The following is a 22,880-nucleotide window of genomic DNA, read 5'->3' on the forward strand; positions in this document are numbered from 1 at the left end:
CCCGTGTGACCCGCCCGGACACGCCCTTGCCCGGCACCGTGGGCCGGTGCCGGGCAAGGGCGTGGTGCGTCGGGCGCGCTCAGGCGCGGCCGGCCGACTTCTGGGTCTTGCGGGTGATCGAGTCGATGACGACCGTGGCGAGGAGCACGCCACCGGTGATCATGTACTGGATCGGGGTGGCGATGCCCTGGAGGGCGAGGCCGTACTGGATCGACGTGATCACGAGGACACCGAGCAGCGCGTTCCAGGTGCGGCCCCGGCCGCCGAAGAGGCTGGTGCCGCCGATGACGGCCGCGGCGATGACGTTCATCAGCAGGTCACCGGAGCCGGCGCTCTGGTTGGCGGCAGCGATCTTGGAGGCCCAGAACAGACCGCCGACCGAGGCGAAGAAGCCCGCGATGGCGAAGACCGAGACGCGCACCAGGGTGACGTTGATACCGGCGCGGCGGGACGCCTCGACGCTGCCGCCGAGCGCGAAGACCTTGCGGCCGTACGCGGTGCGGCGCAGTACGAAGTCGCTGCCGACCAGGACGATCGCGAAGAGCAGCACCGCGAGCGGCAGACCCTTGTACTGGTTGAACATGACCGCGACGGCGAACGCGGGGACCGCGAGCAGCACGGTGCGCAGCACGATGTCGCTGAGCGGGCGGGACGGGATGCCCGCGACCGCGCGGCGGCGGTTGCCGAGGAAGGCCGACAGGAAGTATCCGGCGACCGCGACGAAGGCCAGGGTGTAGGCGGCGGCCACGTCCGAGAAGTAGTACGTGGTGAGCTTGCCGACCACGCCGTCGCCGTCGAGGTTGATCGTGCCGTTCGAGCCCAGGATCTGGAGCATGAAGCCGTTCCAGAACAGCAGACCGGCCAGGGTCACCGCGAACGCGGGCGCGCCGATCCGGGCGAAGAAGAAGCCGTGCACGGCACCGATGACGGCGCCGGCCGCGAGGGCGGTGAGGACGGCGAGCCACTCGTTGACGCCGTGGGTGACGCTCATCACGGCGGTGATCGCCGAGGAGACACCGGAGACGGAGCCGACGGAGAGGTCGATCTCGCCGAGCAGCAGCACGAAGATGATGCCGACCGACATCATGCCGGTGGCCACCATGGCGACGAAGATGTTGTTCAGGTTCTCCGCGCCGAGGAAGGCGGAGTTCAGGCTCTGGAAGATCGCGCAGATGGCGATGAGGCCGACCACGACCGGCAGGGCGCCGAGGTCGCCGGCGCGCATCTTGCGCTTGAACTCGACGACATAGCCCGCGAAGCCCTGTTCGCGCACGAGCAGGCGGGGGTCGACGGCGGGGGCGGCGTCGGCCGCGACGGCGGGCGCGTCGACGGGCTCGGCCTGGGTCTTGTCGATGCTCACTTCTGAGCCTCCGCGGTGGTGCGCGCCGCACGACGGGTCACGGCGTTGTCCGTGGCGCCGGTGATGGCGGAGATGATCTCTTCCTGCGAGGTCGTCTTGACCTCGAACACGCCGTTGTTGCGACCGAGCCGCAGGACGGCGACCTTGTCGGCGACGGCCTTCACGTCGGCCATGTTGTGGCTGATGAGGATGACCGCGAGGCCGCGCTCGCGCAGCCGCTCGACGAGGTCGAGGACCTGGGCGGTCTGCTCGACGCCGAGGGCGGCGGTCGGCTCGTCGAGGATGACCAGCTTGGGCTCGCCGAGCATGGAGCGGGCGATGGCCACGACCTGGCGCTGACCGCCGGAGAGCGAGGCGATCGGGATGCGCACGCTGGGGATGCGGATGGAGAGCGTCTGGAGCAGTTCGCGCGAGCGGCGCTCCATCTCGACCTCGTCCAGGACACCGCGCCGCTTGATCTCACGGCCGAGGAACAGGTTGCCGACGACGTCGATGTTGTCGCACAGGGCGAGGTCCTGGTAGACCGTCGCGATGCCCAGGTTCTGAGCGTCGTGCGGCCGGTTGACCGTGACGGGGCGGCCTTCCCACTCGATGACACCGTCATCGATGGGGTGCACACCCGCGATCGTCTTGACAAGGGTGGACTTGCCGGCGCCGTTGTCGCCGACGAGGGCAACCACCTCTCCGGCGTGGACCTCAAGCTCTACGTCGGTGAGCGCCTGAACGGCACCGAATCGCTTGGAGACCCCGCGCAACGCCAGCACGGGCGTAGCGGACACGTGAACCATCTCCTTCGCCGCCCGAGCCTGACCCCGGCGGGAGGTTGAACATGAAGAGTGAGGGGCGTTCCGTCCGGCGCCCCGCCGTTGTGCTGCGGGGCTGTCGGCGGCGGGGCGCCGGACGTGCCGGCACGGGGCGCGCGGACAGTGGGCGCGCGCGTCTCCCGTGCAGGCCGGTGGGACCGCCGCCGAGGCGGCCCCCTGGGGGTGTTACTTCAGGCCGATCTTGGCGCAGGCGGCCTTGTACTTGGCCGAGCAGATCTCGTTGACCGTGTAGTAACCCTGCTTGACGACCGTGTCCTTGATGTTGTCCTTCGTCAGCGAGACTACCGGGACGATGACGGCCGGGATGCCCTTCTCGGTGCCGCTGTCGACGGTGCTGGCGCCGAGCGAGCTGTCGACCTTGCCGGTCTTGGCGATCGAGACGGCCATCTTGGCGACGGTCTCGGCCTCCTGCGGGTACGACTTGAAGACGCTCATGTACTGCTCGCCGGTCACGATGCGCTGCACGCCCGCGAGCTCGGCGTCCTGGCCGGTGACCGGGGGAAGCTTCTTGAGGCCCGCGCCCTTGAGCGCGGTGATGACGCCGCCCGCCATGCCGTCGTTGGCGGAGTAGACGCCGACGATCTTGTCCTTGCCGAGGGCGGAGATGGCGCCCTCCATGTTGGCGTTGGCGTTCTCCGGCTTCCACTCCTTGGTGTCGTACTCCTTGCCGATGTTCACCTTGCCGTCGAGGACGTCGTGCGCGCCCTTCTTGAACTGCGCGGCGTTCGGGTCGGTCACGGAGCCGTTCATCATGACGATCTTGCCGGACTTGGCCTTGCCGCCCAGGGCCTTCAGCAGGGCCTCGCCCTGCGTCTTGCCGACCTCGACGTTGTCGAAGGAGGTGTAGGCGGAGATGGGGCCCTCGGCGAGGCGGTCGTAGGCGACGACCGGGATGCCCGCGTCCTTGGCCTTCTTGACGCCCTGGGCGACCGCCTTGTAGTCGACCGCGTCCAGGATCAGCACGTCGACCTTCTTGGTGATCATCGTGTCGATCTGCTGCGACTGGAGCGTCGCGTCCTGCTTGGCGTTGAGGTAGTCGACCTTGCCCTTGCCGTTCGTCAGCTCCGAGATCTGCTTCTCGATGATGGGCTTGTCGAACTTCTCGTAGCGGGCGGTCTGGTTCTCCGGCAGGAGCAGACCGACGGTGATGTCGTCACCCTTGTGGGTGGCCGTCTTACCGCTGTCACCGTTGCCGCCGGACTCCTTCGCGCTGCCGCAGGCGGCGAGCGAGACGGTCATTGCGGTGGCACAGAAAGCAAAGGCAGCACGACGCATGCGCTTGTTCACTCTTCAAACCTCCCTGACGAGGCCGCGTCGTTGCGGCCGAGGTGGCTGGAAGTCAACTCGGCCACACGTGCGACGTCAAGAAGTAAATCCTTAACGAGATGGCAACGGTGCCATCCGTTCTCTAAGTGAAGGCAGGGGCCGCGATGGGCAGTACACCCTCCAAAAGGGTCGAATCGCCCATCTCGCTGAGGGCCAGGGCGAGCGCTCCGAGCACCTCCGCGCGGCCCCCAAGTGCACCCGGAAGAACGGACAGTTGGCGCGCCGCGCTGGGAATGGCGTAGCGGCCGACGGACTCCCTGATCGGCCCGAGCACCAGCTCACCGGCCTCGGCGAGATCACCGCCGAGGACCACCCGGCTCGGGTTCAGCAGATTGCAGAGATTGGCCACTCCACTGCCGATGTGGCGGCCGACGTCGGCGATCACCCGACGACAGCCCGGGTCACCGTCCCTGGCCAGCCGTACGACGCCTTCCATCGTGAGGCTGGACCCGTGGCTGGGCTGGAGCAGCGGCAGCACGTAACGCGCCGCCGCGAACGTCTCCAGGCAGCCGCGGTTCCCGCAGCGGCAGACCGGGCCGGATTCATCGAGTGTAATATGCCCGATTTCGCCCGCTGTGCCGCCAGGGCCGCGATAGATCTTCCCGTCGATCACCAGACCGGCGCCGACACCGCTCGCGACCTTGATGTACGCCAGATCCCGGACGCCCTTGCCGCTGCCCCAGACCAGCTCGCCCAGGGCGCCGAGGTTGGCGTCGTTGTCGACGTGCACCGGCACGCCGAGCCGTTCGCGCAGCTCCTCGGCGGGCTTGGTGCCGCCCCAGCCGGGCAGGATGGCGGTCGAGCCGAGCGTGCCCGACTCGACGTCGATCGGACCCGGCACGCCGAGCCCCACGCCGGCCACCTTGGCCCGGTCCACGCCCGTCGCCGCGATCAGCCGGTTGACCAGCTGTTCGGCCCGGTCGAAGCCCTGGTCGGCGGAGGCGTCGACGTCCAGCGGCTCGGCCTCCTCGGCCAGCACCTGATGGGCGAGGTTCCCGACCGCGACCCGCAGATGCGTGTGCCCGAAGTCGACCCCGATCACGATGCCGGCGTCCCCGCTCAGGCTGACGCTGCGGGCCCGCCGCCCGCCCGCCGACGTGGGCGTGACCTCGACGGTTCCGCCGTCCTTCAGCTCCCGCACGATGTTGGAGACGGTGGCGGCGGACAGCCCGGTCGTCCGCGCGATCTCCGCCTGCGTGAGGGACCCGGCCAGCCGTACGGCCCGGACCACCCGCTCCAGGTTGGCTCGGTGCAGTGACGACTGCGACCCTGGAGTCTCCACGACGACCTCCTGAGCGCGGGGCCGCTTCGGCGGGGCCCCGTGTATGTCCAACTAGTGAACTCTAAGCTGAGCCGTTCGGGGCGACTCCCGTCAAGAGGTTGAACCGTTTCCGGGTACATGGACACACCGACGCACACCTCCCCCGGGGAGGGGACGGTGTGCGTCCTGGAGTGACCGCGGGGCGTGACCGCGCCGGGTCGAGCCCTTATTTGAGCGCCCCCGCGGTCAGCCCCTGCACCACCTGGCGCTGGAAGACGATGTACGCCGCGAGCACCGGCAGCATCGCCATGACCAGGCCCGCGAAGAGCCCCGACCAGTCGCCCTTGTAACCCTGGCTGGCTGCCAGCTGGACCAGTCCCTGGGTGAGGACCTTCTTGTCGGGGTCGGTGTTGAGCACCGTGGGCAGCATGTACTGGTTCCACTGGCCCAGGAAGTTGAAGATGCCGACGCTGATCAGACCCGGCTTCGCCATGGGCAGCATGATCTGGAAGAACGTACGCGAGTGCGAGGCGCCGTCGACGAAGGCCGCCTCCGCCACCGAGGTGGGCAGGGTGCGGAAGAACGCCGTGAGGAAGAAGACCGTGAACGGCAGCGAGTAGGCGATGTAGACCAGGATCAGGCCGTGGATCGTGTTCAGCAGCCCCATGTTGTTGACCACGTAGAACAGCGGGACCAGCGCGAGCATGATCGGGAAGCTCATGCCGCCGACGAACAGGTAGTAGACGAAGCGGTTGCCCGGGAAGTCGAAGCGGGCCAGCACGTACGCCGCCATGGAGCCGAGCACCAGGGTGCCGATCAATGAGCCGCCGACCACCAGGACGGTGTTCAGGAAGTAGTCGCTCATGTTGGCGTCGGTCCACGCCCGCGCCCAGTTGTCGAAGTGCAGCCTGTCGGGCAGGGACCAGGGCGAACCGAAGATGGAGCTGTCGTCCTTGAAGGACGTCATCACGGCCCACACCAGCGGCAGGACCACCATGATCGCCCAGATGACCAGGATGCCGTGGGAGAAGACGTTGAGGACGTTTCCCTCCCTCTTCCGCCCGGGGGACGGCACGGCCGGCGGCACGTCCACCTTGGTCACGCCGGCGCCGGACTCGGCCGGCAGCGGTGCGGGGGTCTCGGTCGTCTTCATCGCTTCAGTACTCCAGCCGCTCGCGACGGCCCAGCCTCATCACGATCGCCGCGAACGCGAGCGTGACGACGAGCAGGGCGACGCCGATGGTGGTGGCGTAGGCGGCCTGACCGTCCCGGAACGCCTTCTGGTACACGTACAGGACCATCACCGTGGTCGAGTAGTCGGGACCGCCCGGTCCGGTCGTCATGATCTGTACGACCGCGAACGACTCGGCGCCGAGGGCGAGGATGCCCATGTACACCCAGCCGGACTGCACGGTGTCCCACAGCAGCGGCAGGGTGACGCGGAAGAAGGTGGTGAAGCGGCTGGCGCCGTCCAGCAGCGCCGCCTCGTACAGCTCGGCCGGGATCGAGGCCATGCCCGCGGAGAACAGCACCACGAAGAAGCCGACCGTGGACCACGCGAGCACCGCCATCACGCACCACAGGGCGAGGCTCGGATCGCCCAGCCACAGCGGCTGCACGCCGTCGAGGCCGATGCCGCGCAGGAGCGAGTTGATCGCGCCGCTGTCCGGGTTGTAGGCGAAGGCGAACAGCAGCGCGACAATCGCGATGGACAGCACCTGCGGGAAGAAGTAGACGATCTTGTAGAAGGACGAGCCCCGGACCCCGGAGATCACGGGGCCGCCCCTTCTGCGTCGTCCGCCCACGTTGATCATGAAAGCGAGGAACAGCGCGAGCCCGATCGTCACCACCGGCAGCACCAGAGCGAACAGCAGACTGTGCTGGAGCGACTTCCAGAAGATGTCGTCGTCGAGCATCCTCTTGTAGTTGTCGAAGCCGACCATTTTGAATTCGGGGCTGAGGCCCGTCCAGTCCGTGAACGAGTAGTAGATGGACTGGATGAACGGCCACACCACGAAGAGCGCGTACAGTCCGAGGGGCAGTGCCAGAAACCCCACGATGAACCGGTACTTGCCGTGCTGCATCGCCACTCCGGTGCTGTCAGGGTGCTGGATTACTGGTGCTTGTAGTGCTTGATCGAGGTGTCCTTGGCCGCCTCGTCGGCAAAGCCCTGGATCTTCTTGATGGCCTCGGCCGGGGTGAGCCGTCCGGCCATCATCTCGCCGAGACCGGCCACACCGATCTTCTCCTTCTGCAACTGCACGTACCAGTCCTGCAGACGCGGATTCATCACGTTGGACCCCGCCTTGTCCAGCGCCGCCACGCCCGACTTCAGACCCGGCGTGAGGCTGATGCCGCTGGTGCCTCCGTTGTACGCGGTCAGCGACTTGACCTTGGCGGTGAAGTTCTTCGAGGACGCCTCGGAGAGCAGGATGCGCAGCTGCTCCATGCCGCCCTCGGCGTTCTTCGCCTTGGCCGGCACGATGAAGGGCTCACCACCGGAGGCCCAGATGGTGCCGAACGGCAGCTTGTCGGAGGAGTCCAGGCCGCTGGGGGCGGACACGGCGAGGTTGAAGTCGGCCGGGATGACGTTGGCCGACTCGTTCTCCACCCAGGAGCCGTTCGGGATGAACAGCGCCTCGCCCTTGGCCCAGGCGGTCTGGGACTGGATGTGGTCCAGGCCCGGCGTGCCCTTCAGGATGTAGCCCTTCTTGTACAGCTCGTAGTAGGCCTCGAAGCAGGCCTTGACCGCCGGGTGCTTCCAGGCGTTCGGCTCCAGGTTGTCGATGGCGTCGAGGACCTCTCGGCCGCCCACCTTGCCGATCATCGGGTAGAGCGAGAAGGGGATGTAGTACGGGTACTTGCCCGCGTACGTCCAGCCCGCCATGCCCTTCTTCTTGGCCTTCTGGCAGACCGCCAGCATCTCGTCCCAGGTCTGCGGGTACTCCGCGTCCAGCGAGTCGAGGGCCTTCTGCGAGTACCAGACGCCGTAGACCGTGTAGGCGTAGTACAGGATCCAGACCGGCTTGCCGTCGAACTGGCCCATCTCCACGATGCCCGGGCGCAGCGTGTCGCGGACCTTCTTGGCCGGGTCGTCGTACGACGGCGCGTCCAGCAGCGGGGTGAGGTCCGCCAGCTGGTTCTTGCCGACGAGCACACCCATGTCCATCTGCTCGGCCCCGGAGTTGTCGATGAGGTCCGGCGGATTGCCCTGGTTGAAACGGGGCTGCAGGGTGGACTGGATCTTCTGGGTGGCGGCGAACTTCACCTTGGCCTTGGGGAAGTCCTTCTCGTAGACCTTCACCGCGTCCTCGGCGTACTCCTTGCCGAAGCCGCCGTCGAAGAGGACGAACTCCATGCCCGCGGTGTCATTGACGCCGAGCGGGTTCTTCGCGGTCTTCTTGCCCGCTTTCGCCTTGTCCTGTCCGTCACCGCCGCCGCTCGCGCAGGCGGACAGCAGGCCCATTCCCGGGGCCGCGACCATGCCGAGCGCCGCGGACCGCTTGATCAGATCACGACGGCCCACACCTTCGGCATCGTGGTGCGCAGTGGATCCCATGCTCAAGTCCTCGCCTTCTCCAGGACTCAGGCGGTGAACCGGATCCTCCCCGGCACCGCTGTCGGGTAGTGCTGGGTCGTGCTGGAAACGCCGACAGGTATAGTCCACTTCCCGCCAACTGAGCAAGATCGAATGCAGGGTTCGCGTTGGGTCTTTTCCGAGTTGAGACCTCGCGGAAATATGAGGGCCCACGGAACGGCCCGCCGGAAAAAGTCGCGACATAACTCCCTGAATGCCACAGCCAACACCCTTGACATCCCGGGCCACTTGACCACCTACTGGTTCCTGCGCCCCGTAGCTGACAACGTTGTCCGGAGGGGGCGCAGGAGGGGAAACCGGTAGATGCAGCGGAGAACGCGGCACAGATGGGGTCCGGCGGCCGTCCTCACGGCCGCCTTTGTCATGGCCGTCGGCTCGCAGGGCGCGGCGGTCGCCCTGCCCGCCAAAGCCCCGGCGGCCGACCGGGAGTTCGCATCCTCGTTCGAGGCGGGCGACCCGGCGCCGGACTGGCTGAACACCGTCGACACCGGACGGGACGGCACCAAGCGCGCCTCGGGCGTCGACGGCGGCTACAGCACGGGTATTCCGGGCAATGTCACCGACCATGTCGCCGAAGTCCGCGCCAGCGGCGAGAACACGGGCGCCGGCGAGGTCAAGGAGAACCTCGTCGACGGCGAGCCCGGCACCAAGTGGCTGACCTTCGAGCCCACCGGCTGGGTGGAGTTCGATCTGGACAAACCCATCAAGATAACGACGTACGCGCTCACCTCGGCCAACGACTTCGGCGAGCGCGACCCCAAGGACTGGACCCTGAAGGGCTCCACCGACGGCAAGGACTGGAAGACGGTCGACACCCGCTCGGGCGAGGACTTCGCCGAGCGGTTCCAGACGAAGTCGTACGACCTCGCCGAGCCGGCCGAGTACCAGCACTTCCGGCTGGAGGTGACGAAGAACGCCGGCGCCCCGGACATCCTGCAGCTCGCCGATGTGCAGTTCTCCACCGGCAGCGGCGGCGGCCCGGTCCCGCAGGACATGCTGACGCTGGTCGACAAGGGCCCGAGCGGCTCGCCGACCGCCAAGGCGCGGGCCGGGTTCACCGGAACGCGTGCCCTGCGCTACGCCGGCCGGCACACGGCGGCCGGCCGGGCCTACTCGTACAACAAGGTCTTCGACGTGAACGTGAAGGTCGGCGGCGACACCCAGCTGTCGTACCGCATCTTCCCGTCGATGGCCGACGGCGACCGCGACTACGACGCCACGAACGTCTCCGTCGACCTGGCCTTCACCGACGGCACCTATCTGAGCGGCCTGGGCGCGCTGGACAGCCACGGCTTCCCGCTCACCCCGCGCGGGCAGGGCGCGTCGAAGGCCCTGTACGTCAACCAGTGGAACAACGTGGCCGCGCGGATCGGCTCGGTCGCGGCCGGCAGGACCGTCGACCGGATCCTGGTGGCGTACGACTCCCCCGACGGCCCGGCGAAGTTCCGCGGCTGGCTGGACGACGTGACCCTGAAGCCGGTGGCGCCCGAGAAGCCGAAGGCGCATCTGTCGGACTACGCGCTGACCACTCGCGGCACCAACTCCAGCGGCAGCTTCTCGCGCGGCAACAACTTCCCGGCGACGGCCCTGCCGCACGGCTTCAACTTCTGGACCCCGGTGACCAACGCGTCCTCGCTGAGCTGGCTGTACGAGTACGCACGGGCGAACAACGCGGACAACCTGCCGACGATCCAGGCGTTCAGCGCCAGTCATGAGCCGAGCCCCTGGATGGGCGACCGGCAGACCTTCCAGCTGATGCCGTCGGCCGCGTCCGGCACCCCGGACACCGGCCGCGAGGCGCGGGAGCTGCCCTTCCGGCACGAGAACGAGACAGCCCGGCCGTACTACTACGGCGTCCGGTTCGAGAACGGCCTCAAGGCGGAGATGGCCCCGACCGACCACGCTGCCGCCCTCCGCTTCACCTATCCCGGTGACGACGCGAGCGTGCTGTTCGACAACGTCACCGAGCAGGCCGGCCTCACGCTCGACAAGGAGCACGGGACCGTCACCGGTTACTCGGACGTGAAGTCGGGCCTGTCCACGGGCGCGACCCGGCTGTTCGTGTACGGCGAGTTCGACAAGCCGGTCACCGACGGCGGCTCCAGCGGGGTGAAGGGATTCCTGCGCTTCGACGCGGGCGCCGACCGCACCGTCACCCTGCGCCTGGCGACCTCGCTCATCAGCGTCGACCAGGCGAAGGACAACCTGCGCCAGGAGATCCCGGACGGCACCTCCTTCGACACGGTCAAGGAGCATGCCCAGCGGGTCTGGGACAAGCTGCTCGGCAAGGTCGAGGTGGAGGGCGCGACCCCGGACCAGCTGACCACGCTGTACTCCGGCCTGTACCGGCTGTACCTGTACCCCAACTCCGGCTTCGAGCGCGTCGACGGCAAGGACCGGTACGCCTCGCCGTTCTCCCCGATGCCGGGTCCGGACACCCCGACGCACACCGGCGCGAAGATCGTGGACGGCAAGGTGTACGTCAACAACGGCTTCTGGGACACCTACCGGACCACCTGGCCGGCGTACTCGTTCCTGACGCCGTCCCAGGCGGGCGAGATGGTCGACGGGTTCGTGCAGCAGTACAAGGACGGCGGCTGGACCTCCCGCTGGTCCTCCCCCGGCTACGCCGACCTGATGACCGGCACCTCCTCGGACGTGGCCTTCGCCGACGCCTACGTCAAGGGCGTGAAGTTCGACGCGAAGGCGGCGTACGACGCGGCCGTGAAGAACGCGACCGTCGTCCCGCCGATGTCGGGCGTGGGCCGCAAGGGCATGTCGACCTCGCCGTTCCTCGGCTACACCTCGACCGACACGCACGAGGGCCTGTCCTGGGCGATGGAGGGCTACGTCAACGACTACGGCATCGCGAAGATGGGCGAGGCGCTCTACAAGAAGACCGGCGAGAAGCGTTACCGGGAGGAGTCGGAGTACTTCCTCAACCGGGCCCGGGACTACGTGAACCTGTTCGACGCCAAGGCGGGCTTCTTCCAGGGCCGCGACGACAAGGGCGGCTGGCGCGTGGACTCCGCGAAGTACGACCCGCGCGTGTGGGGCTACGACTACACGGAGACCAACGGCTGGGGCTACGCCTTCACCGCCCCGCAGGACAGCCGGGGCCTGGCCAACCTGTACGGCGGCCGGCAGGGCCTCGCCGACAAGCTGGACGAGTACTTCGCCACCCCGGAGACGGCCTCCCCGGACTTCGTCGGCTCCTACGGCGGTGTCATCCACGAGATGACCGAGGCGCGGGACGTCCGGATGGGCATGTACGGCCACTCCAACCAGGTCGCGCACCACGTCATCTACATGTACGACGCGGCCGGCGAACCGTGGAAGGCGCAGGCGTACGTCCGCGAGGCACTCTCCCGGCTCTACACCGGCAGCGAGATCGGGCAGGGCTACCACGGCGACGAGGACAACGGCGAGCAGTCGGCCTGGTACCTCTTCTCCGCGCTCGGCTTCTACCCGCTCGTGATGGGCAGCGGCGAGTACTCCATCGGCTCCCCGCTGTTCAAGAAGGTCACCGTGCATCTGGAGAACGGCAGGGACCTGGTGGTGCGGGCGCCGGGGAACAGCGCGAAGAACGTCTACGTCCAGGGCGTCATGGTCAACGGCCGCCCCTGGAAGTCGACGTCGCTCCCCCACTCGCTGCTGTCCAAGGGCGGGGTGCTGGACTTCTTCATGGGCTCCAAGCCGTCGGCGTGGGGCACCGGGAAGGACGCGGCGCCGGTCTCGGTCACGCAGGACGACAAGGTGCCGACGCCCCGCGCGGACGTGCTGAAGGGTGACGGCCCGCTCTTCGACGACACCTCGGCGACGAGCGCGACGGTCACCTCGGCGGACCTGCCGGCCAAGGGCGACGCACGTCCGGTCCAGTACACGCTGACCTCGGGCGCCGACCGCACGAAGGCACCGACCGGCTGGACCCTGCAGGGCTCCGCCGACGGCACGACCTGGCAGACCCTGGACCACCGCTCCGGGGAAACGTTCACCTGGGACCGCCAGACGCGCGCCTTCACCATCGCCGCACCGGGCACCTACACGAAGTACCGCCTGGTCCTGGACGGCGAGTCGACCCTGGCGGAGGTGGAACTGCTGGGCTGACCGGCTGTGCGACAGCCGGCCCATGGAAGGGGGCCCGTTCACCGGCTCCTCACCCAGTGGGCCGGCTTCGTCGCGGGCGTGGAGGACGGCTACTGCCGGCGCGCCCGGTGTTCGACCGCTGGGGCGCCCGGTTCCGCGCCACCCGTCCCGTGGCCGGGCCACGACGAGGACGTCCTGTCGTGGCGCGGGCGCGTTCCCGCGACTGCCGGCGGCGGAACCCGGTGAGCCGCTGTACCGGGGCCGGCCCGACGGCTGGGACATGATGCCGTTCCCACGGCCGGACGGCGTGCGGATCGAGCGATGAGGAGGCGGCCCGCCCCGGGAGACCGGGTGCGGGCCGCTTCGGCGCGCTCGGGCTGCGCAGGCTCAGCCCGTCGCGAGGGTGAACACGTGCAGGTCCATGTTGCGCGGGAGCGTGACGGACTCGATCCGCTTGCCCGCCGGGGCCTGGTACGGCTTGGTGGCGAAGACGTACGTCGCCACCGGGTCCTTGTCCGCGCCGGCGACGTTGCGGTACGCGGTCTTGGCGACGACCTCGTTGCCGTACTGGACGGAGCCGCCACCGCCGCCCACGGTCCAGTCGGTGAACGACAGGTCGACGGTGTCGGTGGTGCCGTCGGTGTAGGTGACGGTCGCCTTGGTCTGCTGGTTGCCGTTGACGGCGCTGCCGATGAAGGACAAGGTGCCCGCGGGGCTCGTCAGCTGGATGGTCTGGCCGGACGCCGAGGCGTTGTCGGGACGGCCGGCGGGCGAGGCGGGCCAGGTGAAGGCGAGACCGCCGACCGTGGCCTGCTTGCCCGGGGTGAGGCCGGCCGCCGCGAGGGCCTGCCGGGAGTAGCTCCAGCCGCCGCCGTCGTAGTCGGCCTCGTCGTGGTCGCCGTCGTCGTCGGAGACGCCGGTGCTGTTGTAGGCGGCGAGCAGGGTGCCCGGGGCGGCCACGGTGAGCGCCACCGGCTGCTCGTAGGAGGAGTCGCCCGAGGTCACCGTGACCCGGACGTCGGCGAAGCCCTGCTGGGCGTCCCGGGCCGCCGTGAGGGTGATCTCCTGGGAGCCGTCGGTGACCGTGCCCTCGGCGGGCGTGGCCGTCACCCCGGCCGGGGTCTCCACCCGGAAGCGCACCTCGGGACCGGTGCCGCCGGTCAGCGACAGCGCGCGGACACCGATCTTCGTGCTGTCACCGGGGGCGAGGGTGGCCGTGGTGGGCCCGACGCCGATCTGGTACGGCTGCTCCCCCTCCCGGAAGGACGGCGGCGGACTGCTGGCGCCCCAGTCGCGGTCCGGGGTGGCGGACAGCGTGTAGTCGAGCCGGCCGCCGTCGCGGACGAAGGACGCGGGCAGCCACGGCCGGTCGCTGCTGCGGCCGTTCACCTTCAGGGAGCGGACGTACGGCGCGTCGGCCGCCGCTCCCGTGGCGCGGACGGAGATGTCGTTGCCGTGCGGCCGGTCGATCTCGATCCGTTCGAACAGCGGTGAGGCCAGCACCAGTTCGGCGCGGGACGGCACCTGCGGGTACATGCCGAGGGCGGAGAAGACGTACCAGGCGGACATCGCGCCGAGGTCGTCGTTGCCCGGGATGCCGCCGGGCTCGGTGGACCACAGCTGCCGCATCGCCGCGCGGACGGTCTCCTGCGTCTTGTAGGGGGCGCCGGCGTAGTCGTACAGGTAGGGGACGTTGATCGACGGCTCGTTGTCCAGTTCGGACTTGGTGCCGCCGTTGCCGGTGAAGGCCCAGCCGCCGTCGGCGTCGTGGAAGAAGTCGTCCAGCCGGGCGAGCGCCGCCTCCCGGCCGCCCAGCGCGGCGAAGAGGCCCGCCGGGTCGTGCGGGACCATCCAGGTGTACTGGGCGGCCGTGCCCTCGACGAAGCCGTTGCCGGTGTCCGGGGTGAAGCCGGTGACCCAGCTGCCGTCGGCCTTGCGGTTGGCGATGTAGCCGCCGTCCGGCGCGGCGGCGATGTTGAAGTTGTTCTGCCACCACTGGGCGCGGTGGGCGAAGGTGTCCGCCGTGCCCTCCTCCCCCGCCGCGCGCGCGAGTTGGGAGATGGCGAAGTCCGCGGTGGACATCTCCAGGGTCTCGGCGGCTCCGCCCCAGGCGTTGGACACGCTCGGCATGTAGTGCAGCTTGAGGTACTTGTCGAGGGAGGGGCGCTGGCCCGCCGACAGCACCGGCTTGCCGGCCGGGGACAGGTCCTGCGGTGTGGGGACGGTCGCCGCCCGCACGAGGGACTTCAGGGCGCCCTTGAGGTCGAAGTCCGTGCCGCCGAAGGCGCGGATGCCGGCGAGCGCGGCCGGCGAGGGGTCGCCGTTCATGACGTGGGTGCCGCTCGCGCCGTGCAGCCACCGGTCCCAGACGCCGTTGTTCTGCCGGGCCAGCTCGTACAGGGACTGCGCGATGTCCGAGCCCGTGCGCGGGTCGAGCAGCGTCAGCAGCTGCACCTGGTCGCGGTAGACGTCCCAGCCGGAGAAGGTGCCGTACTGGGCGTGCCGGCGACGGTCGACCGTGTGCACGCGGCCGTCGGCACCCCGGTACCTGCCGTCGGCGTCGCTGATGACGTTGGGATGCAGCAGGGCGTGGTAGAGCGCGGTGTAGAAGGTGGTCCGCTCGGCGTCCGTGCCGCCGCCGACCCGGACGGCCCCGAGCCGCTCCCGCCAGGCCCGCCGGGCGGCTTCTCGGACCGCGTCGAAGGACCGCCCCGGCGGATTCTCGGCGGCCAGGTTGGCCTCGGCCGCCTCCCGGCTGACGTAGGAGATGCCGACCTTGACGTTGACCGGGCCGTCGCCGGGCGCGAACCGCACATACCCGCCCGCGCCCTTCCCGGCGACCGGCCGCCCGCCGTGCGCGAAGCCGCCGGTGCCGCCGGACGCCTGGCGGGAGCCGGGGTCCAGCCGGTCGTCGTGCCAGGTGCCGGTGGTCTGGAAGGCGCGGTCGAAGCGGGCGGTGAAGTAGAGGGTGTAGTAGGCGCGTTGGCCTTCGGGGTCGAGGTAGCCGCAGAAGTTGCCGGAGGTGACCGAGCCGGAGATGGTCCGGGTGTCCGGGTCGATCGTGACCGTCGAGTCCTCCGAGCCCACCTCGGAGTTGGCGGTGCGCACGAGCAGGGAGGCGGGCTTGCCGGCCGGGTAGGTGAAGCGGGCCGAGCCGGTGCGCGCGGTGGCGGTGAGGTCGGCGGTGACGCCGGAGGCCAGGCCGACCTTGTAGTGGCCGGGCTCGGCGGCCTCGTCGGCGTGGCGGAAGTCGGAGGCGTAGACGGCGTCCTTGGTGTCGCTCGCCGGGGAGGAGGTGACCTCGCCGGCGTACGGGAAGAACGGGATGTCCCCGCTGCCGCCGGCGCAGCCGGTGCCGGACATGTGGGTGAGGCTGAAGCCGCGGATGCGGGTGGCGTCGTACTGGTAGCCACCGGGGGCGGCGGTTCGCGTGGCGTCGCCGCGCGTGTTCTCCGGGCTCCAGGAGAGCATGCCGAACGGCACGACGGCGCCCGGGAAGACGTCGCCGCCGTTCCTGGTGCCGATCAGCGGATCTACGTACGGGGTCGGGTCCTTGACGAGGCCGGGGGGAGCGGCGGTCGCCGCCAGGGCGGGAGTTGCGGTGCCTGCGGTCGCGAGGAGCGCGGCCAGCAGCAGGGACGTGGGTCTGAAACGCATGACGCGGCCCTTCCTCCTAACGGACGGGTCGCGCACCACAGGTCGCACAAGCCGCAGGGACAGTAACGTGCGCCACCGGTACCACGGAAGACCGCGTACGCGCCGGGAGGCGCACGCCCTCGTCACCCGGCCGGACGAGCCAAGTGTCTTGACATCGTTGTCGGTTGAGGCGGTAGAGTCATGTGCACGCCGATTGACAACGATGTCGTGCACTGTCTCGCCGCACAAGCCACGCGGTTCCAGGCCATTTCCCTCCGGACAGGCAGCCCACCCCCTCGCCTGTCCGGCTCGCGGACCCGGCGCCTATGCCACCGGGTCCGCCCAGAGCGACCCGACCGAGCGTGAGGGCGAAGCCGGGAGCGGGGAACCCGACGGAGAGACACGTCGGAGTTCCGCTGTCGGGAGGTCTCCCGTGGCACGGCTGCTGATCGACGGCGACGACCTCGTGGTGCGGCTGTCCTGGAGCGAGCGGCTCCGGGCGCGGCGCGGGGAGGTCCGGCTGCCGGACGCGGTGATCAAGGACGCGCGGATCGAGCCCGACTGGTGGCGCGCGCTGCGGGGGGTGCCGGAGCGCGGCCGGCAACGGCCCGCCCGCCCTCTGGGCGAGTGGCGGCATCCGGGCGGACGGGACTTCGTCGCGCTGCGAAGTGGGTACCCGGCCGTTCTCGTCGACCTGTGGCCCACCCCCTCCACCGCTCCTCTCTCACGGGTCGCGGTCTCGGTGCCGCCCGAGGAGGCCGGCGAGCTGCTCGGGGTCCTGCGGCGACGGAGGGTGCCGGAGCGGCCGGCTCCGGCTCCGGCGGCCGACCACACTTGACATGGGTCCACTCAAGTTTTATTCCGATTGATAGGCAATTCGGTTCGAACGCGCAGTTCGCGGTGGGTGAGGAGGTGACCCGCACGGTGGAGCCGGACCTGTACGCGGTGCTCGGTGTGGCGCCCTCCGCCACGGCCGAGGTGATCGCCTCCGCCTTCCGCCGCAGGGCGTGGGAACTGCGGCCGGACACCCGGGTGGACGCGGTCACCGCGGCCCGGTTCGACGAGGTGCGCGCGGCGTACGAGACGCTCCGGGACCCGGTACGGCGCGCGGCCTACGACCGGGCGTACGAGCGGTCGTCCCGGCGGCACCGCGCCCCGTCCGGCGCCGCCGCGACGGGCCCGCTGTCCCGCCTCCGGTACCTCTTCGTGCCGGGCGGCACGGCTCCCGAGCCGCCGCTGCGCGCGGGACCGGTGCACTGGGAACCCGGTGAGCGGCCGTAGGGCACACGGGCCGAAGAGGAAGAGGGAGCACGCAGATGGCGCGTCCGGTCGGAATCGATCTCGGTACGACGAACTCGGTGGTCTCCGTCCTGGAGGGCGGCGAGCCCACCGTCATCACCAATACGGAAGGCGCACGGACCACGCCGTCGGTCGTCGCGTTCGCCAAGAACGGCGAGGTGCTGGTCGGCGAGGTCGCCAAGCGGCAGGCCGTGACGAACGTGGAACGCACCGCGCGCTCGGTCAAGCGGCACGTGGGGGACCACGCGTGGCGGTTCCCCGACCAGGGGGACATCGACGGCAAGCGGTACACCGCGCAGGAGATCTCCGCGCGCGTGCTGCAGAAGCTGAAGCGGGACGCGGAGGCGTACCTCGGCGAGGACGTCACCGACGCGGTGATCACCGTGCCCGCGTACTTCGACGACGCCCAGCGTCAGGCCACCAAGGAAGCCGGTGAGATCGCGGGCCTGAACGTCCTGCGGATCATCAACGAGCCGACGGCGGCGGCACTGGCGTACGGGCTGGACAAGGGCGACGAGCAGACGGTCCTCGTCTTCGACCTGGGCGGCGGCACCTTCGACGTGTCGCTGCTGGAGATGGGCGAGGGCGTCATCGAGGTGAAGGCCACCAACGGCGACACGCACCTCGGCGGCGACGACTGGGACCAGCGGGTCGTCGACCACCTGGTCACACAGTTCAAGAACAACTACGGCGTCGACCTGGCCAAGGACAAGATGGCCGTGCAGCGGCTGCGGGAGGCGGCGGAGCGGGCCAAGATCGAGCTGTCGTCGTCCAGCGAGACCTCGATCAACCTGCCGTACATCACCGCGTCCGCAGAGGGTCCGCTGCACCTGGACGAGAAGCTGACGCGCGCGCAGTTCCAGCAGCTGACCGCCGATCTGCTGGAGCGCTGCAAGGCGCCGTTCCACAACGCGATCAAGGACGCCGGGATCAAGGTGTCCGACATCGACCATGTCGTCCTGGTGGGCGGCTCGACGCGGATGCCGGCCGTCACCGAGCTGGTGAAGGAGCTGACCGGCAAGGAGCCGCACAAGGGCGTGAACCCGGACGAGGTGGTGGCCGTCGGCGCGAGCCTGCAGGCCGGTGTGCTCAAGGGCGAGGTCAAGGACGTCCTGCTGCTCGACGTCACCCCGCTGTCCCTCGGCATCGAGACCAAGGGCGGCATCATGACCAAGCTCATCGAGCGGAACACGACGATCCCGACCCGGCGTGCGGAGATCTTCACGACGGCCGAGGACAACCAGCCCTCGGTGACCGTGCAGGTCTACCAGGGCGAGCGGGAGATCGCCGCGTACAACAAGAAGCTCGGCATGTTCGAGCTGACCGGCATCGCGCCCGCTCCGCGCGGGGTCCCGCAGATCGAGGTGGCCTTCGACATCGACGCCAACGGCATCATGCACGTCTCGGCCAAGGACCTCGGCACCGGCAAGGAGCAGAAGATGACGGTGACCGGCGGTTCGGCGCTGCCCCGCGACGACATCGACCGGATGGTCCGGGAGGCGGAGCAGCACGCGGAGGAGGACCGCAAGCGGCGGGAGGCCGCGGAGACGCGGAACCAGGCCGAGCAACTCGTCTACTCCACCGAGAAGCTGATCAAGGACAACGGTGACAAGATCCCGGCCGACGCCAAGTCCGAGACGGAGACGGCGCTGGCCGAGCTGAAGGAGACGCTGAAGTCCGAGGACACGGCGGCGATCCGGCAGGCCCTGGACCGTGCCGCGCAGGCCGCGCAGAAGATCGGAACGGCGCTGTACGAGCGGTCGCGGAGCGAGCAGGCCGGGCAGACCGGGCAGGCAGGCCAGGCCGGCCAGGCCGGTGCCGGCGGTACGGCGGGCTCCGGCGGGGACGACGAGGTGGTGGACGCCGAGATCGTCGACGACGACAAGCCGGAGGCGGGCTGACGATGGACGGGGCGCGGACGCGAAGCTCGGACGAGGTGGAGCGCCTGCTGCGGGAGCGCACCGCCGACCTCCAGCGGGTGAAGGCGGAGTACGACAACTACCGCAAGCGGGTGCGGCGGGACCGCATGGCCGTGCGGGAGATCGCCGTCGCCAACGTGCTGACGGCCCTCCTGCCGGTGGTCGACGCCGTGGACCGGGCGTGCGCGCACGAGCCGCTGACCCCCGGCCTGAAGGACATCGCCGACACGCTGCGGACCCAGCTGGGCTCGCTGGGGCTGCAGGCGTTCGGGGAGGAGGGCGAGCCGTTCGACCCGGCGTGCCACGAGGCGATCGTCCACCATACGGCGCCGGGCGCGGAGCGGCTGGTCTGCACGGAGATCCTGCGCCCCGGCTACCGCATCGGCAACCGCCTGCTGCGCCCCGCCCACGTGACGGTGACAGGGCCGCCGTGAACTCCGGGGGGCGGGGCCGGGACGACCGACACACGTGACGGTGAGCGGGTGGCGATGACCTCGGGGGCAGGGGCGGGGCGACCGACACGCGTCACGGTGAGCGGGCGGCGGTGACCCCGGGGCAGGGCCGGGACGACCGACACGCATCACGGTGAGCGGGCGGCGGTGACCCCGCGGGCGGGGGCGGGGCGACCGGCCACGGGCCCGCCGTAGCCACCCGCCCACGGAGCCCGGTCCCGCTGACAGGCCGGAGGCCCCCCGTGTCCATCTCGTGGACGGACCATAGCCACCCGGCGGAACGCGGTGCTACAAATGCCGCATGTCGGACGCATCTGGCCGATTCGCGCGTCTCTCATGGCGCACCGTGATCGGCAAGAGCCCCCGTAGCGTCGCTGGACAGGTCTTCCTGCTCCAGGTGGCGCTGGTGGTGCTGCTCGTGCTCTGCGCCGTCGTCGCTCTCGTGCTCCAGTCGAAGCGGGACACCGGCACCGAGGCCACGCGCCGGTCCATAGCCGTCGCGCAGACCTTCGCCCACGCCCCGGGCCTGCTGCGCGCCCTGGAGAGCCCTGACCCGTCCCGTGTCCTCCAGCCGCTGACCGAGGCGGGACGCAGATCGGCGGGCGTGGACTTCATCGTGGTCATGGACACCCACGGCATCCGCTACACCCATCCCCTGCCCAGCCGGATCGGCAAGCGGTTCGTGGGCACCATAGAGCCGTCGCTGGCCGGGAAGGTCTACACCGAGAGCGTCCACGGTCCGCTGGGCCACGAGGTCCAGGCCACCGTGCCCGTGGGCGACGCCCACGGCAGGGTGGTCGCGCTCGTCTCCGCCGGGCTGAAGGTCAAGCACGTCACGAGCGAGCTGAACCGGCAGCTGCCGATCATCCTGGCCGCCGGGGGCGGCGCGCTCGTGGTGACGACCGGCGGCACGGCCCTGGTGGGCCGCAGGCTGCGGCGGCAGACCCACGGCCTGGGGCCGGACGAGATGACCCGCATGTACGAGCACCACGACGCGGTCCTGCACTCGGTGCGGGAGGGCGTCCTCATCGTCGGTGCCGACGGCCGGCTGCTGCTCGCCAATGACGAGGCCCGGCGCCTGCTGGACCTGCCCCCCGACGCCGAGGGCCGCACGGTGCGGGAGCTGCCGGGACTCGACCCGGCGACGGTGGAGCTGCTCGCTTCGGGGCGCGAGGCCAGCGACGAGGTGCACTTCGCCAAGGGGCGTCTGCTGGCGGTCAACCAGCGGCCGACGCAGTACGCGGGCGGTCCCCGGAGCACCGTCGTGACGCTCCGCGACTCCACCGAGCTGCAGGCGGTGTCCGGCCGGGCCGAGGCCGCCCGTGAGCGGCTGGAGCTGCTGTACGACGCGGGGCTGTGCATAGGCAGCACCCTGGATGTGGTCCGTACGGCCGACGAGCTGGCGCGGGTCGCCGTCCCCCGGTTCGCCGACTTCGTCACCGTGGACCTGGCCGACGCCGTCCTGCACGGGGAGGAACCGGCGCCGACGGCGCAGGACATCCGCCGGGTCGCCGTGAGCGGCATCCAGGACGATCATCCCCTCTACGAGCTGGGCCGGCTGATCGACTTCCTGCCCTGCACCCCGCAGGCGCGCGGCTACGGCGCCGGACGCTCGGAGCTGGTGACCGACCTGTCGCAGGCCGAGGGCTGGAAGGCGCAGGACCCCGAGCGGACCCGGCGGATCCTGGACTACGGCATCCACTCGCTCATCGCCGCTCCCATCCAGGCGCGCGGTGTCGTCCTGGGCATGGCGAACTTCTGGCGGGCCAAGCGGGAGCCCTTCGACGCGGAGGAGCTGACCTTGGCGGAGGAGCTGGTGGCCCGCGCGGCGGTCAGCATCGACAACGCCCGCCGATACACCCGCGAGCACGCCCTCGCGGTCACCCTGCAGCGCAGTCTGCTGCCCCGGGCCCTGCCCGAGCAGAGCGCCCTCGACGTCGGCTACCGCTATCTGCCGGCGCAGTCCGGGGTGAGCGGGGACTGGTTCGACGTGATCCCGCTGCCGGGCAGCCGGGTGGCGCTGGCCGTCGGTGACGTGGTGGGGCACGGTCTGCACGCCGCCGCGACGATGGGCCGGCTGCGGACCGCGGTGCACAACTTCTCCACGCTCGACCTGCCGCCCGACGAGCTGCTCCAGCACCTGGACGACCTGGTGGGCCGCCTCGACCAGGACGAGCCCTGTCCGGAGACGCCCGGCGAGATCGTCGGCGCCACCTGCCTGTACGCGATCTACGACCCGGTGACGCGCCGCTGTGTGATGGCCCGGGCCGGGCATCTCGCGCCCGCGCTGGTCCATCCCGACGGCAGCGTCACCTTCCCCGATGTGCCGGCCGGGCCGCCGCTGGGCCTGGGCGGCCTGCCGTTCCAGACGGCCGAGCTGGAGCTGGCCGAGGGCAGCCAGCTCGTCCTGTACACCGACGGTCTGATCGAGGACCGCAGGCGCGACCTGGACGAGGGCATGGAGCTGCTGCGCCGGGCCCTTGCGGGTCACCCCGGCCGGTCGCCGGAGGAGAGCTGCCAGGCGGTGCTGGAGCAGCTGCTGCCCGAGCGTCCCGGTGACGATGTCGCCCTGCTCGTGGCCCGCACCCGGGCCATGCCGGCCGACCGGGTCGCCGACTGGGACGTGCCGCGCGACCCTGCCGCCGTGTCGGGGATGCGCGGGGCGGTCTCGGCCAAGCTGGCCGAGTGGGGGCTGTCCGAGCTGGGCTTCGGGATGGAGCTGGTGCTGAGTGAGTTGATCACCAACGCCATCCGGTACGGCTCCGACCCGATCCATGTGCGCCTCATCCATGACCGCACGCTGATCTGCGAGGTGGCCGACGGCAGCAGCACCTCACCGCATCTGCGGTACGCGGCGACGACCGACGAGGGCGGCCGGGGTCTGTTCCTGGTCTCGCAGCTGGCCGAGCGCTGGGGCACCCGGTACACGCCCCAGGGCAAGGTGATCTGGGCGGAGCTGGCGGCGCCGGATCTCACGCAGGTGTTCGGGGACTTCGCGGACCTGGAAGACCTCGGGGACCTCGGGGACTGACGGTGCGCGCGGAGCCCTGCGGGGCGGCCTGCGGCCGGTGCGCTGTGCACGGGATGCCGGGGCCGTCGCCACGGGCACGGACCGTGTG

General features: G+C 70.2%; 14 protein-coding genes. 6 read left to right on the forward strand and 8 right to left on the reverse strand.

What is annotated here, in order from left to right:
• Positions 1-79 precede the first annotated feature (79 nt).
• The 7 genes from AB0L21_RS11510 to ngcE all read right to left on the reverse strand — a co-directional run bounded on the left by AB0L21_RS11510 (position 80) and on the right by ngcE (position 8,330).
• On the reverse strand, positions 80-1,360 hold the full coding sequence (locus tag AB0L21_RS11510) for a sugar ABC transporter permease (RefSeq protein WP_365701323.1): 1,281 nt from the start codon (positions 1,358-1,360) through the stop codon (positions 80-82).
• Entirely contained in the window at positions 1,357-2,148 is a 792-nt protein-coding gene (locus AB0L21_RS11515) for an ATP-binding cassette domain-containing protein (protein ID WP_171151880.1), read from the reverse strand. Before AB0L21_RS11515 ends, AB0L21_RS11510 begins: the two co-directional genes overlap by 4 nt.
• A gap of 201 nt (positions 2,149-2,349) precedes the next feature.
• A complete protein-coding gene (locus AB0L21_RS11520) occupies positions 2,350-3,423 on the reverse strand; it encodes a sugar ABC transporter substrate-binding protein (protein WP_365783534.1) in 1,074 nt (357 codons plus the stop codon).
• A gap of 169 nt (positions 3,424-3,592) precedes the next feature.
• The gene (locus tag AB0L21_RS11525; protein ID WP_365783536.1) at positions 3,593-4,792 is read right to left on the reverse strand and encodes an ROK family transcriptional regulator; all 1,200 of its coding nucleotides are present in this window, start codon (positions 4,790-4,792) and stop codon (positions 3,593-3,595) included.
• A gap of 205 nt (positions 4,793-4,997) precedes the next feature.
• The gene (locus AB0L21_RS11530; RefSeq protein WP_356341531.1) at positions 4,998-5,924 is read right to left on the reverse strand and encodes a carbohydrate ABC transporter permease; all 927 of its coding nucleotides are present in this window, start codon (positions 5,922-5,924) and stop codon (positions 4,998-5,000) included.
• A gap of 4 nt (positions 5,925-5,928) precedes the next feature.
• The gene (locus tag AB0L21_RS11535; RefSeq protein ID WP_365701317.1) at positions 5,929-6,855 is read right to left on the reverse strand and encodes a sugar ABC transporter permease; all 927 of its coding nucleotides are present in this window, start codon (positions 6,853-6,855) and stop codon (positions 5,929-5,931) included.
• A gap of 29 nt (positions 6,856-6,884) precedes the next feature.
• Positions 6,885-8,330: an N-acetylglucosamine/diacetylchitobiose ABC transporter substrate-binding protein gene (gene ngcE, locus AB0L21_RS11540; RefSeq protein WP_365783538.1), complete on the reverse strand. Its 1,446-nt coding sequence runs from the start codon at positions 8,328-8,330 to the stop codon at positions 6,885-6,887.
• Positions 8,331-8,672: 342 nt separating this feature from the next.
• Between ngcE and AB0L21_RS11545 the strand changes: the two genes are divergently transcribed.
• Complete coding sequence (locus tag AB0L21_RS11545) at positions 8,673-12,476, forward strand: GH92 family glycosyl hydrolase (protein WP_365783539.1); 3,804 nt, start codon at positions 8,673-8,675, stop codon at positions 12,474-12,476.
• Positions 12,477-12,842: 366 nt separating this feature from the next.
• Here AB0L21_RS11545 and AB0L21_RS11550 read toward each other — a convergent pair whose 3' ends face one another.
• A complete protein-coding gene (locus AB0L21_RS11550) occupies positions 12,843-16,112 on the reverse strand; it encodes a GH92 family glycosyl hydrolase (protein ID WP_365783541.1) in 3,270 nt (1,089 codons plus the stop codon).
• Between the two features lie 412 nt (positions 16,113-16,524).
• Between AB0L21_RS11550 and AB0L21_RS11555 the strand changes: the two genes are divergently transcribed.
• The 5 genes from AB0L21_RS11555 to AB0L21_RS11575 all read left to right on the forward strand — a co-directional run bounded on the left by AB0L21_RS11555 (position 16,525) and on the right by AB0L21_RS11575 (position 22,792).
• Positions 16,525-16,929 (forward strand): hypothetical protein, encoded by a 405-nt coding sequence (locus AB0L21_RS11555; RefSeq protein ID WP_365701309.1) that lies wholly within the window; start codon positions 16,525-16,527, stop codon positions 16,927-16,929.
• A gap of 74 nt (positions 16,930-17,003) precedes the next feature.
• Complete coding sequence (locus tag AB0L21_RS11560) at positions 17,004-17,372, forward strand: J domain-containing protein (RefSeq protein ID WP_365783543.1); 369 nt, start codon at positions 17,004-17,006, stop codon at positions 17,370-17,372.
• A 35-nt stretch (positions 17,373-17,407) separates the two neighbouring features.
• Positions 17,408-19,291, forward strand: a complete 1,884-nt coding sequence (dnaK, locus tag AB0L21_RS11565) for a molecular chaperone DnaK (RefSeq protein WP_365783546.1) — start codon at positions 17,408-17,410, stop codon at positions 19,289-19,291.
• Between the two features lie 2 nt (positions 19,292-19,293).
• Positions 19,294-19,743, forward strand: coding sequence for a nucleotide exchange factor GrpE (gene grpE, locus AB0L21_RS11570; RefSeq protein ID WP_365701302.1), 450 nt, complete (start codon positions 19,294-19,296; stop codon positions 19,741-19,743).
• 319 nt (positions 19,744-20,062) lie between these two features.
• Positions 20,063-22,792 (forward strand): SpoIIE family protein phosphatase, encoded by a 2,730-nt coding sequence (locus AB0L21_RS11575; RefSeq protein ID WP_365783548.1) that lies wholly within the window; start codon positions 20,063-20,065, stop codon positions 22,790-22,792.
• The last annotated feature ends 88 nt before the right edge of the window (positions 22,793-22,880 follow it).

The sequence above is a fragment of the Streptomyces sp. NPDC052721 genome, from assembly GCF_040678315.1.
Taxonomy (GTDB): domain Bacteria; phylum Actinomycetota; class Actinomycetes; order Streptomycetales; family Streptomycetaceae; genus Streptomyces.

Bases quoted from the DNA above. Each gene is read 5' to 3' on its own strand.
- AB0L21_RS11515 (WP_171151880.1), bottom strand. From the start codon at position 2,148: ATGGTTCACGTGTCCGCTACGCCCGTGCTGGCGTTGCGCGGGGTCTCC.
- AB0L21_RS11520 (WP_365783534.1), bottom strand. From the start codon at position 3,423: ATGACCGTCTCGCTCGCCGCCTGCGGCAGCGCGAAGGAGTCCGGCGGC.
- AB0L21_RS11530 (WP_356341531.1), bottom strand. From the start codon at position 5,924: ATGAAGACGACCGAGACCCCCGCACCGCTGCCGGCCGAGTCCGGCGCC.
- AB0L21_RS11535 (WP_365701317.1), bottom strand. From the start codon at position 6,855: ATGCAGCACGGCAAGTACCGGTTCATCGTGGGGTTTCTGGCACTGCCC.
- ngcE (WP_365783538.1), bottom strand. From the start codon at position 8,330: ATGGGATCCACTGCGCACCACGATGCCGAAGGTGTGGGCCGTCGTGAT.
- AB0L21_RS11545 (WP_365783539.1), top strand. From the start codon at position 8,673: ATGCAGCGGAGAACGCGGCACAGATGGGGTCCGGCGGCCGTCCTCACG.
- AB0L21_RS11550 (WP_365783541.1), bottom strand. From the start codon at position 16,112: ATGCGTTTCAGACCCACGTCCCTGCTGCTGGCCGCGCTCCTCGCGACC.
- dnaK (WP_365783546.1), top strand. From the start codon at position 17,408: ATGGCGCGTCCGGTCGGAATCGATCTCGGTACGACGAACTCGGTGGTC.
- grpE (WP_365701302.1), top strand. From the start codon at position 19,294: ATGGACGGGGCGCGGACGCGAAGCTCGGACGAGGTGGAGCGCCTGCTG.
- AB0L21_RS11575 (WP_365783548.1), top strand. From the start codon at position 20,063: ATGTCGGACGCATCTGGCCGATTCGCGCGTCTCTCATGGCGCACCGTG.